The sequence below is a fragment of the Mucilaginibacter sp. genome (assembly GCF_036383575.1).
In the GTDB taxonomy this organism is placed as follows: domain Bacteria; phylum Bacteroidota; class Bacteroidia; order Sphingobacteriales; family Sphingobacteriaceae; genus Mucilaginibacter.
In genome coordinates, this window is sequence record NZ_DASVOB010000185.1 from 17665 (window position 1) to 30623 (window position 12959).

The 12959-nt window shown below is 42.7% G+C and carries 8 protein-coding genes; 1 reads left to right on the forward strand and 7 read right to left on the reverse strand.

What is annotated here, in order from left to right:
- Positions 1-68: 68 nt before the first annotated feature.
- The 7 genes from VF500_RS06775 to VF500_RS06805 form a co-directional block, all read right to left on the reverse strand.
- Positions 69-3206 carry a CusA/CzcA family heavy metal efflux RND transporter gene (locus VF500_RS06775; protein WP_330858937.1) on the reverse strand — a complete coding sequence of 1046 codons (3138 nt, stop codon included), beginning with the start codon at positions 3204-3206 and terminating at the stop codon, positions 69-71.
- Positions 3207-3277: 71 nt separating this feature from the next.
- Complete coding sequence (locus tag VF500_RS06780) at positions 3278-4381, reverse strand: efflux RND transporter periplasmic adaptor subunit (RefSeq protein ID WP_330858938.1); 1104 nt, start codon at positions 4379-4381, stop codon at positions 3278-3280.
- A gap of 20 nt (positions 4382-4401) precedes the next feature.
- Entirely contained in the window at positions 4402-5676 is a 1275-nt protein-coding gene (locus tag VF500_RS06785) for a TolC family protein (protein WP_330858939.1), read from the reverse strand.
- Between the two features lie 182 nt (positions 5677-5858).
- Complete coding sequence (locus VF500_RS06790; protein ID WP_330858940.1) at positions 5859-6644, reverse strand: amidohydrolase; 786 nt, start codon at positions 6642-6644, stop codon at positions 5859-5861.
- Between the two features lie 178 nt (positions 6645-6822).
- On the reverse strand, positions 6823-7968 hold the full coding sequence (locus VF500_RS06795; protein WP_330858941.1) for a methionine aminotransferase: 1146 nt from the start codon (positions 7966-7968) through the stop codon (positions 6823-6825).
- A gap of 135 nt (positions 7969-8103) precedes the next feature.
- Positions 8104-8832 carry a DUF4184 family protein gene (locus VF500_RS06800; protein ID WP_330858942.1) on the reverse strand — a complete coding sequence of 243 codons (729 nt, stop codon included), beginning with the start codon at positions 8830-8832 and terminating at the stop codon, positions 8104-8106.
- Between the two features lie 15 nt (positions 8833-8847).
- A complete protein-coding gene (locus VF500_RS06805) occupies positions 8848-10998 on the reverse strand; it encodes an FUSC family membrane protein (protein WP_330858943.1) in 2151 nt (716 codons plus the stop codon).
- Between the two features lie 275 nt (positions 10999-11273).
- Between VF500_RS06805 and VF500_RS06810 the strand changes: the two genes are divergently transcribed.
- A partial coding sequence (locus tag VF500_RS06810) for a phosphoenolpyruvate carboxylase (protein WP_330858944.1) occupies positions 11274-12959 on the forward strand: 1686 nt, incomplete at its 3' end.

Sequence of the window (12959 nt, forward strand, 5' to 3'; positions counted from 1 at the left end):
CGTCGCTATTTGTTTTAGAATAACTAATTCGTGAAATTCGATTTAATTCGAAATAATTAGTGTCAGTATTATCCTTTTATCATACCCACTTTTTTCAGCAGCTTACGATTTTCACGACGGTGAATTAAACGGTAAACTATGGCGTAAATGATAGGCAATATCAGTAAGGTTAATACAGTTGAAGTTACCAAACCACCTATTACTACAATTGCCAATGGTTTTTGAGTTTCTGAGCCAATGCCTGTTGAAACCGCTGCCGGCATTAAACCGATGGCCGCCATCAGTGCTGTCATTACTACCGGGCGAACACGTGATATTACACCTTGCATAATGGCTTCATCAAGGTGCATCTTTTCTTCGATGTTTTTCTTGAATACCGAGATCAGGATCACGCCATTTTGGATACAAACACCAAACAAGGCTATGAAACCGATACCTGCCGAAATACTAAAGTTTGTATTGGTGATATGCAACGCTAAAATACCACCTATCAACGCGAATGGCACGTTAAGGATAACCAATACAGCATCTTTTGCATTACCGAAGGTGATGAACAGGATCAGGAATATCACCAGCAAACATACAGGCACTACGTGTGCTAAAGTATTTGATGCCCTGATCTGGTTTTCAAACTCACCGTTCCAGGTAAATGAATACCCCTGATCAAGTTTTACGGCAGCGCCTACTTTATCCTGTGCTTCGGCAATTGTACTACCTAAGTCGCGGCCACGTACCGAGAATTTTACGGCGATGTAACGCATGTTGTTATCGCGGTAAATAAACGCCGGACCGGTAAGCGTTGTGATCTTTGAGATCTCCTTAATGGCAATTTTTGAACCATTTAGGGTAGGTACCATCAGGTTCTCGATTTTGCTTTGAGTATCCCTGAATTGTTTCTGGTAACGGATCCGGATATCAAATTTACGCTCACCTTCATAAAGCTGTGAGGCCGCTTTACCGCCTATAGCCATCTCAATAACCGAGTTAGCATCGGCAGTAGATACACCGTAAAGGGCCATCTTACGCTGATCAAGCTCAATCCGGAACTCTGGCTGACCAAGGTTGCGAAGGATACCAAGATCTTCCACACCATGGATCTTTTTAAGAATCCCCATAACAGAATCGGCCTTTTGATCGAGCACCTGGAAATCGGGGCCGAATATTTTTACTGCCATGGATGCAGGTACACCGGCAACAGCCTCTGCCACGTTATCAATAATAGGCTGGGAGTAGTTAAATACAATGCCTGGGAACTGGCTTAACTTCTTGTCCATTTCGGCAATCAGCTCTTCCTGGCTGATGCTACGTTTCCATTCCTTTTTAGGCAGAAGGTCAACCTGGATCTGTACGTTGAAGAAGCCTTTAGGGTCGGTACCGTCATTGGTACGGCCAACCTGCGACAGGGTTTGTTTCACCTCAGGGAAAGTTGACAGGATCTGCCTCATTTTATCAGTAACCTTAACCGAACTTTCCAGTGAAGTACTCATCGGCAACTGAGCGGTTACCCAAAGAGCGCCCTCGTTAAGCTGCGGGAGGAACTCTGAGCCTAAAAACTTAGCAGAGAAAAAAGTAACCGACATAAAGGCTACCGCTACAATGAGGCTTAGTTTTTGGTTGCGGTAAGTATAGCTGAACATACGGCGGATACCCTTTTCAAAGAATATTACTACCGGGTTGTGTTTTTCTCTTACGTTTTTGTTAAGTAAGATGCTCGAAAGCGCTGGTACCAGTGTTAGTGTGAAGATCAATGCACCCAGCAAGGCAAAGCCTAAAGTGTAAGCCAGCGGAGAGAACATTTTACCTTCAACTTTCTGGAAAGCGAAGATCGGCACCAAACAGGTAAGGATGATCAATTTGGAGAAGAAGATAGCTTTACCCATCTCAGCACCTACATTCTTAAACAAGCCAAGCTTAGCCAGTCCGTTGAATTTTGGCATGCCTACTTCCTTCGCTCGATGATCCAGCGCAACGAAAATCCCTTCGACCATTACCACCGCACCATCTATGATGATACCAAAGTCGACCGCCCCCATGGATAGCAGGTTGGCGCTCATGCCCTTCAGTCGCAAACAGATAAAGGCAAATAGCAAAGCCAGCGGAATGATGATAGCAACAATAAGCGTTGTACGCCAATCGGCCATGAACAGGAACACGATTACCGTTACCAGGATAATACCTTCGCACAGGTTGTGGATCACCGTTTCGGTACAGAAATCCATCAGGTTGGTACGGTCGTAAAAAGTGGAGATCTTCACATCCGCAGGTAATATGCTTTTATTCAGGTCAACAACTTTTTGATTGATAAGCTTTAATACCTCGGCAGGGTTTTCACCTTTACGCATTACCACAATGCCTTCAATAACGTCGTTGTTTTTATCGCGGCCAACCTGCCCCAAACGCGGTAAACCGCCTTCTTTAATTTCGGCAATATCGCGGGCCAGGATAGGCACGTTGTTTACGTTCTTGATAATGATATTCTGGATCTCATCAATATTATTGATCAAACCTATACCGCGAACAACATAAGCCTGGTCATTTTTTTCGATGATATCGCCGCCCACGTTAATGTTACTGCGGTTAAGAGCGGTGTAAACATCAAGCGAGGTAAGGCCATATTTTTGTAATAACGATGGGTTTACGCTTACTTCATAAGTTTTTTCCTCACCGCCAAAGCTGTTAACGTCGGCTACACCGGGGATTGATTTAAACTGGCGGTCCAGCACCCAATCCTGTATGGCGGTAAGGTCATGCAATGATTTGGTGTGGCTTTTTAAAGTATAGCGGAAAATTTCGCCTGTTGGGCCGTATGGCGGCTCAACTTCGGGTTTAACCCCATCAGGTAAATCGGCATTACCCAGGCGGCTTAATACCTGCTGGCGCGCAAAGGCATCATCAACGTCATCATCAAAAATGATACGGATATATGATAAACCGAATGAAGATGTAGTACGGAGGTTAGCCTTTTTTTGCACCGAGTTTAAAACAGTTTCCATCGGTATGGTAACCATTTTTTCCATCTCTTCGGCACTGCGGCCCGGCCACTGGGCTATAATGATGATCTGGGTATTGGTAACGTCGGGAAAGGTCTCGATAGGAGTGTTGGTATAACTCCACACGCCTAAAACCACCAGTACCAGTGTCATGAAGAACACGAAGTAGCGGTGCCTGAGCGAGAAGTATATGATATTTTTGATGAACTTGTTCATTGTAGTCTTTATGTTTAAAAAACGTAATTGCCTGGGTTTAAAGTCAGGCAGTTGTTTTAATTACCTGCCTCTTAGTTATTGCCGGCGATGGCGTCATAAAAAAGCAACTGGTTTTTCGATATGATCTTATCACCCGCCTGCAGGCCTGATGATATATAGGTAGTGTCCTCAACCGTTTTTATAACGGCTACCTGGCGCACTTTCAAATCGTCTTTACTGTTGTAAACTACTACAAAGTTTTTGCTGTTATCATAAACAACGGCTTTTGCCGGTATCGCAACCGACTGTGCTTTTTCGCTGTTGGCTATTACCACGCTGGTAAACATCTCCGGCTTAAGCAACATGCCGTCGTTAGGTAGTATTATCTTGATCTTCAGTACCTTGTTGTCCGGGTCAAGTACAGAACTAACTGCATCAACCTTGCCTGTAAATACCTTGTCGGGATAAGCAATGGTGGTAACCTTTGCAGTATAACCAACCTTAACACGGCTGATATCAGACTCAAACACATTGGCCCAGATCCAAACATTTTTCATGTTGGAGATAGTGAACATGGCGTTATTATTATCCGGGCGGATATATCCACCTGCGGTAATGTTTTTTTCAACTACGAAACCGTTTTCAGGAGCTTTGATCACCAGGGTACCGCCGGGGCTGGTGTTACCGCCACCGTTGATAGCAATTTGGTCTTTAACTTTACTGTAAGCAGCTTCGGCTTTGTTGTAGTTTTCTTTAGCTTCGGTATAATCACGCTCGCTTGAAATGCCGTTCTTGTACAGGTATTCGGCCTGTTCAAGCTGACGTTTGTAAATGGCAAGGTCGGATTTTGACGAGCTCAGATCGGTGTAGTTACCTGCAACGTCGGCACTGCGTACAATGGCCAGTGTTTGGCCTTTGCTCACTTTATCACCCAGAGATACTTTCACATCAAGCACTTGCCCGCTCGAAAAAGGGAATACTTTAACAACGGTGTTGTCATCGTATGAAACCTCGCCCGAAAGGGTAAGCTCATTTTTTATGGTAGCGATCTTGGCAGTATCGATAGTGATAATTTTTGCCATCGAATCGCTCACAGTTACCTGTTTGTTTTCAACAGCAGGAGGGGTTTTGCCTTTACAAGCGGCAAGCAATAGTAAAACTGAGAGGCCGGAAAACAGCGTTTCTCTTTTCATCATAGTAAGTCTTAAAAAGTTAGTCAGGATTTTATTACGGTTGTGCCAACAGCAAAGTTGAGGTCGGCAATAGCTTTTTGCAGGTTAAATTGCTGCTGCAATATTTTTAGTTTAGTATCCTTATAGGTGTCAAAAAAGTCAACAAACTCTACAAGGCTTATCTGGCGTTGCTGGAAACTCTTGAGCATAGCGCCGAACAGTTTATCATATTGCTCGTTAAATGCGATCTGTTGGGTTGAAAACAACTGAATGTTCAGTTTATATTGATTAACAGCTGCAACTACATCGTTTTTAAGCTGAAACTCGCTTTGTTTTAAAGTGCTTTCCTGGCTTTTGATATTGTATTGGGCCGATTTGATATTGCCCTGGTTGCGGTTAAACAAGGGTATAGGAAAACCGATCTGTAAACCATAGTAATGCGGAGCATAGCTACTGTTCTGATCGTACGAAACACCTAAGGTAACATCAGGTACCGCAAGTGCTTTCTGATAAGCAAGGTTGTGGGTAGCCGAACTTAACTGGTATTGGTTTGACAGATAATCGGGCCTGTTGGTCAAGGCCTGAGTTATCAGCGACTGCACATCGAGATCAGCGGTCTCAGTTGGTTTGGCATTTATGATTGGTTGTACAAACGTAGTTTCTTTAGTTTGCAGCAACGTTTTAAGCTCTGTTTGCAGATCATTGATCTGGCGGTTATTCTCAACCATGTCATTCTGCAAACCAAATAAAAGGGCTTTCAGACGGATAAGGTCCTTCGCAGAAGTATTACCAACATCAAACGATTTTTGAATGGCGTTAACCAGGTCGGTGGCCGCTTTGATCTCGTTTTGGTAAACTGCCTGTTGTGCATTCAGTGAACCCAGCTGGCTGAAATCAAGCTGTAGGTTATAGCGCAGGTTACGCATCAGGTCGTTAAAGGCAGCTTCCTGAACTTTAGCATCGTCTTCGGCTACTTTTACCTGTTTGCCGCGTTTGCCGGCGGTGGTAAACACCTGGTTCAGCTGAACAAATACTTGTCCGCCGCCGTTGGAGTGGTTAAAAAATTTGTTTGTGCTACCGTCATGAATGTTCTGATCGGTGCTTAGAGTGGGGTTATCCCATAGTTTAGCTTGTTGAATGAGTGCCTTTGAGGCATCAACATTATACTTTTGGGCAAGCAGGCTCAGGTTATTTTCAATGAACTGTTTTTCAGCATCAGGGAAATTGATCTTTAACGTATCTGTTTGTGCTTCGGCCTTTTGTGTTAGTAAACTAAAAAATAACGGTGATATAAATAGCAGGGATTTTATAGTACGCATGTTTCCTTCTTCAATTCTACATTACAAAAATTCAAATTACTTATGAATTTTGTATGAAGTGAGGAAAAACTAATGGTAGGGAAGGGGAACCTTGATTCATAGGATTTAGGGATTCCTTGATTTTAAGAGTGTTTTACGCCCTCTATCAGGGTAATCGTCAAATCCTATGAATCAGGGTTCTCTCAGATATTTATCTCAAAATCGTCAGCATCTTTCAAAAACGGCAGGGCAGTGCGCACTTTCCCAACTTCATCACCTATGATGCTAAAAGTATAAAGGTCTTCTTCATCGCGTTTGTAATAAACTACCTTGCCGTTAGGGTCGATACAGGTAGAATCACCACTATGATAAACTTCGTTACCATCATGGCCTACACGATTAACCGCTATTACGTACGACTGGTTTTCAACTGCGCGTGCAGGTATCAGGGTACGCCAGTGGGCTGCCCTGCGCTCGGGCCAGTTGGCTACTACAATGAGCAGGTCGTAAGGGTTTTCGTCGATATTACGGAGCCATACCGGGAAACGCAGATCGTAACAGATCACCGGGCAAATTTTCCAGCCGTTAAGCTCTACAAAAAGTTTTTTAGTGCCGGCAGTATAAGTATTGTGCTCGTTGCCAAGTGCAAAAAGGTGGCGTTTGTCGTAATGTTCATGGGTACCGTCTGGGCGCATCCAAATTAACCGGTTGTAGTACTTGCCGCCCTCTTTAATAATAATGGTCCCGGTTATCACGCAATCATACTGTTTGGCTGTTTTTTCCATCCATTGCATGGTTTTACCATTCATGGGTTCGGCCAGTTCGGCAGCATTCATGGTGAAGCCTGTAGTAAACATTTCGGGCAGTATGATGAGATCTGTTTTCTCGCGGATCCCACCCGAGAGCCTGAGTGTAATATTCTGAAGATTTTTATCGGTATTTTCCCAAAAAAGGTAGCCTTGAAAAACAGTAATTTTAAGATTCTCCATAATAGTTGGTTCATAGTTGATGGATCACGGTTCATGGCAAAAAATGCATGACGATTGGTTGACCCATACTGATAAAACTTATACAATTTGGCTATGATCCATGAACTATGAACCATGATCCAAAATCAAATTTAATCATTTGGCTATGATTCACGAACTATGAATCATTAACCAAAAATTAAATGCGAATTAACCTATCAACGGCTTTATCTAAAGTTTCTTGTCTTTTGGCGAAACAAAACCTTAATACATGGTGATCGATCCCCTTGCTGTAAAAGGCCGAAACAGGTATAGATGCTACTCCAAACTCCTTAGCTATGCGGATAGAAAAGTCAGCATCTTTTTCGTCGGTAATGCCGAGGTAACTTACTGATTGAAAGTATGATCCGGAGCATGGTAAAAGCTCAAAACGGGTTTGTTCGAGGCCTTTTCTAAAGTGGTCCCGTTTCTCCCTGAAAAATTCTGCCAGGCCGAGATAAGTTTCTTCATTTTTTAAATGTTCGGCAATAGCATACTGGATAGGGGTATTCACGGCGAACACCAAAAACTGGTGGATCTTCCTGAACTCGCTCATAAGATAGGCGGGCGCCATACAGTATCCAACCTTCCAGCCTGTAGCATGAAAGGGTTTGCCGAAAGACGCTACAATGAAACTGCGTTGCTGTAACTCCGGATAGCGGGCCATGCTATGATGGGTTTCGCCATCGTAGATCAGGTGTTCGTATACCTCATCGCTCAGGATTAGGATGTCCCTGTTTTTTACCAATGCACTCAACTCATCGATATCCTCTTTATGCAAAATAGTTGCCGTTGGATTATGCGGTGAGTTAAGGATGATCATTTTTGTTTTTTGGTTGATCAACCGCTTAACCATGTCCCAGGCAATGCGATAGTTGGGCGGTTCAAGAGCCAGCGATTTTACTACACCGCCCATTAATTTAATAGCAGGCGCATAACAATCAAAAGCAGGCTCAAAAATGATCACTTCATCATTAGGATGTATTACGGCGCTTATAGCCGTAAATATAGCCTGTGTACCACCAGCAGTGATGGTGATCTCCGTTTCGGGGTTATAAACAGCGCCGTAAAGTTTTTCAGTTTTTTCGGCAATGCGCTCTCTTAAAGCCATAACACCAGCCATGGGGGCATATTGATTATGCCCTGCTTTCATGGCCTTATTTACAAGTTCTATCAGCTCAGGCGAACAGTCGTAATCAGGAAAACCCTGCGACAGATTTATTGCACCCAACTCGTTGGCCAGGGCCGACATGACGGTGAATATGGTGGTTCCGGTTTGGGGTAATTTTGAAACTACGGGTATCATCAATGGCTAAAGTAGGGAAAAATCATCATGAACCCATCCACACAACCGGGTATTTTTTGTATTTAGAAATGTTTTAATTTAAAGGTTTAAATATATTTGGAATGTTTTGTCGGGTGATTTTGGTTGGAAAACGTTTTACTTCTCAGGTGAGAAAAAGCCTCTAAAAATTATCGGGACGATTATTATAGCCAACAAAAATGCCGAAATAACTGATACAACTACATTGGCAATAATCCTGTAGTCGGGCATTATCCAAAACCTAAAAGCAATTACAATTGCAGTAAAAATAGTCACCAGGATCCAGTATTTTGAAACAGGTTGGCCTGTCTGTTGGCTCACAGGCATCCTTCTGAAGTAATAAATTATATATATGGAACTGATCAGTGTAAAAGAATGCTGCAGGATTTTATAAAGAGGAATAGCCGCTATAATGGTTTTGTTAAATATCGCCGGAAATAATTTAACGAAGTAACCAGCGGGATGGGTAAAAGCATCTAAAAACAAATGAGAGCAGGCACCAATAAAGATCGAAAGTAAAACTACAGGCCAGTGCTTTTTAAAATGATTGTTCCAGTTAAAGGTTTTATACGGAGATAAACGTTTGCTTAAAACCGCGGGTAGATTATCGTATAAATTATTACGGACAATGTTGTGGAATAGGAAGGCTAACAATATACCCAAAGGAATATCGAACCGGAACAGTCCCATGATGGTATGGCTATAAACGCTGTAGATGCGCATCCTGATAAAATATTCGAAATCGGGTACAACGGCACCTGCTATTAAACCGGTTAAAGAAAACCACCGGGTTTTGAGGTTATCAAGTGGTAAAACTATAGCAGGGTGTGCAAATGTAAAAGGCATAGGTTTTTAGAATATCTAAACCAAAATACTATCCGTGATCTTGGTAATATCATAGCTGATCTTGTTGATAAAGCCCAGCTGTTCTTTTAATAAAGCGTCCTCTGCCTGCGCTACAGGTTTTTGAGCTTCCGGGTTAACCGGTGGAATTTTACCTATATTAAACTCAATATTTTGAGCTTGTAGCTTTTGCCCGGTATCATTTAATACGGTTATGCTTTTTTTGATCAGCTTCATCGCCTCGGGGTGGGCTACAGGTATTTCCTTTTTGCTTTGTGCCGATGCAATGGTAGCTATATATGATGAAAGGATATGGTTAAGTACCACAAATTTGTGTACCTCTTTTATTTTACGCTGCTTGCTCTTTGGCTCTGAGGTCATCCGCTCAAACGCGGCCGACAGGTTGGCCGATTTTACATAAACCTCCTTACGTGCCAGTTTGTAGGTAGTGATGCTGATCATCTTGCCCGAAATACTTTCGGCAATGGTTACCAGGTAGTTGATATTAGCTACGATCACATCCCTCAATGTTTCCTGGATCTGTTCAAACTCCCAGGTTGGGAAAATGAGGTAGCTGGCCACTAAAGCAATGGTTGAGCCTATGATGGTATCGAGGATCCTTTCCTGGGCTACATTGAGCAAACCTACACCCAAAAACTTGAAGAGGATAAGCACATACGGCGTCATGAAAATTACGCTTACCACATAATTAAGGCGTTGAAAGCTGTATGCGCCCATCATAAATACTACCAGGAAAATAAACTGTATAGTAGCATTGGGGATAAAGGTAAGTATGGCGATACCTATAACGCCCCCACCAATGGTACCTATCAAGCGCTGATAGTTACGCTGTTTGGAAAGACTGAAACCCGGTTTCAATATTACAATAATAGTGAGCAACACCCAGTAACTGTGGTGACCTAAGGATACCAGCTTAGCGGTAATAAAACCTACCAAACATACCAGCGCTACCCGCAGGGCATGTTTGAATGCACCTGATGCCAGCGTAAAGTTGTCGAAGAAAATATGGGTAGCGAAATCCTGGTGGGTTACGAATGCTGTATACTCTACATCGCCTTTAGGTTCGCCCAATGATTCGGCTGCTTTTGTACTGTAGTATTTATATATATTGTTAATGCCCTCGCCAAGCGAACGCAGGTTTACCAGGATCTTTTTAAGTACAAGATTGCTGGTTTCCTGGTTGTTTTTGCCGATGGAGTCGATCTTTACTTTGAGCTTCTCCAGTTCGATATTAAAATCGGTAAGGTGGCGTCGGCGAGTGTTTGATAATACAATGTAGGCTATATCTTCAAGCTCATCGGCCATGTTATGGATAATGCGGGCAATCTCCGTGAGTACGCCTGTGTCTTTAAATTTTTCGCGGATGTGATTATAATCATAGTGCGTGGCCATGATCTGCTCAAAAATATCAACCAGGTCAACAAAGGTGAGTACAAGGATCCTGCTTGGGGCTGTTGACTCGCGGGCCATGATTCGGCTTTTAAAAAGTAATTCGCGTACGGCATCCTGGTGCTGGCTCACCTGGATCTGTTTGGAAACCAGCTTGCGGTAGTTTTCGTCGATATCGGTATCTGACAAATAAAAATCGGCTTTGATACGTAAAAAGCGTGCTATATCGGTCACGTTTTCGCCAAGCGCCTGTTGTGCCGCGCGATAGGGGCGGATGCCGAAAAACAGCAGACTGAAGATCATATACCAAACTCCACCTGCCAAAATGGTTGCACTGTAACCCAATACTTCGGGAGCTGCCAGGGCCTTATCCATCATGAAAATCATGATGAGTAATGAACAGGTTCCTACCGATGCCGCCCTGTTGCCATAAACGGTGAACATGGAAAACAGAAAGGCAAAAAACGTGATCTCGATACCTAATGTAAATATATTGAGCCGTGCAAAACCCGTAATAACGGCTACCAAAAACAAACAAAGGTTGCCGGCTGCCATAGCGTTACGTTTATGCGATACCGGTCCGGGCGTATCAATAACGCAGATACATAATGCACCCAACGAAAGCGTAAGGCCAAGATCGAACTTATCGAACTGCATCAGCAGCAGGGAGGGGAGTAAAATACCTATGCAGATCCGGATCCCATCAGAAAAATATTGACTGTAAAAGAAACTTTTTATTTCCCTGATGTTTATAGACATGGTGGTAGCAGCTTTATAAATAACAGAACTATTATAAGCAATTTTGTTTGTTCGACCTGTTTTTATTAAATATAATTTATAGCCCTGAAAATGGCGTTTCAAATTTGCAGAATTTTAATTTTAGTATGTATTTTTAATGAAAATGGCATTAATTGAACTTTTGTGTTAATAAATATTTACTTTTTGATGAAATTAAATTAAAGATCAGTAAATTCACCCCCCGGAAAAGGCCAAAAGCTAAACCAATCAATTTTACCTCAATTTAATTTTTTACTATGTCGCCAACGTTAAAACTCAGCCAAAGAGAAGCAGCCTTTAATAACGAGGTTGTTACCCGATTTGAGTTATATAACAGTTTGTTTCAAACGCTTCCGTTTTACCAGGTAAAGGATACTGGTATTTTATTACCGTTCTTCAGTTCGCATTGCGAAAAGGGTGCTATTACGCATGATTCGCCGACAGATATTATCGAATCATTTTTTGAAAAGTATGTACCGGGTATCGATCACCGCGAGCAGATCAACCGTATGTTCAGGTTTATTCAATACATTGAACGCCAGGTGGTTTTGTTTGACGCTATTGAAGATTCATCCTTTAATAAAATAGGTAAGTTTGATGATAGCGGTACCCTGCAAAGCTTGTTGCAGCATGCCGCCATCAGTGATGAAAGCCGTAATGATATCAGCGAAAAACTAAAGGATTTTTCGTTACGACTGGTACTTACCGCTCACCCTACGCAGTTTTATCCCGGTACGGTGCTTGGCATCATGACCGACCTGATTGAGGCTGTAAAAACCAACGATATCAACAATATCGATGTGTTGTTACAGCAATTGGGCAAAACACCTTTCTTTAATAAAACATCGCCAACACCTGTTGATGAGGCTGTTAGCCTTTCATGGTTTTTGGAAAATATATTTTACCATGCCGTATCAGGTATCCAGTCAAAACTGGAAGAGGAATTTGATATTGACGCTGCAAGCCGTCAGAACCTGGAGCTTGGTTTCTGGCCGGGTGGCGACCGTGATGGTAACCCTAACGTAACCACGCAAACCACTAAAGAAGTAGCAAGCTTTTTAAGGCAGCGCCTGTTCAGGTGTTATTACCGTGATTTCAGGGTCCTGAAACGTCGTATTACTTTCCGCGGCGTTGAACAGGCCATGACCAAACTGGAAAACCTGTTTTATAAAAATGCCAATGAGCAGTTAGCACCGGTTAATTTACAAGGTGAGATACTGGAATTGCTGTTATCCATTAAAGATGTTATCCTTAAAGATCACGATGGTTTATTTGTTGATATTGTTGAGGATATGATCCAAAAGGTGCGCCTTTTTGGATGTTATTTCGCTACGTTGGATATCAGGCAGGATAGCCGCATTTTACGCAAGGTATTTGAATACGGCACTCAAAATATTGATACAGGTGTGTCTGAAGTCTATTCGGAATTAAGCGAGGATGAAAAAGTAAAAAGCATCACCTTTAAAGAGGCCGATTTTGTTTGCCCTGAAGAGGAAAAAGATGCTATGATCCATGATACGCTGGATACTATCAGGCTGGTTAAACAGATCCAGGAGGGTAATGGTGAAAGGGCCTGTCAGCGCTTTATCATCAGTAACTGCCAGCGTGCATCTGATATCCTGCAACTGATAGACCTGTTTTTATGGAGCGGTTGGAAAAAAGATAACCTAAGCATCGATTTCATGCCGCTGTTTGAAACTGTAAACGACCTTGAACATGCTGCTGCTATTATGGAACAACTGTACACGCATCCGTTTTATGCCGAGCATTTGAAAAACAGGGGCAGCCAGCAAACGATCATGCTTGGTTTCTCTGACAGTACCAAAGACGGCGGTTACCTGATGGCTAACTGGTCGATATATAAAGCTAAGGTTGAGCTTACTGCTATTGCCCGCAAATATGGTATTCAACTGGCGTTTTTTGACGGCAGGGGAGGCCCGCCT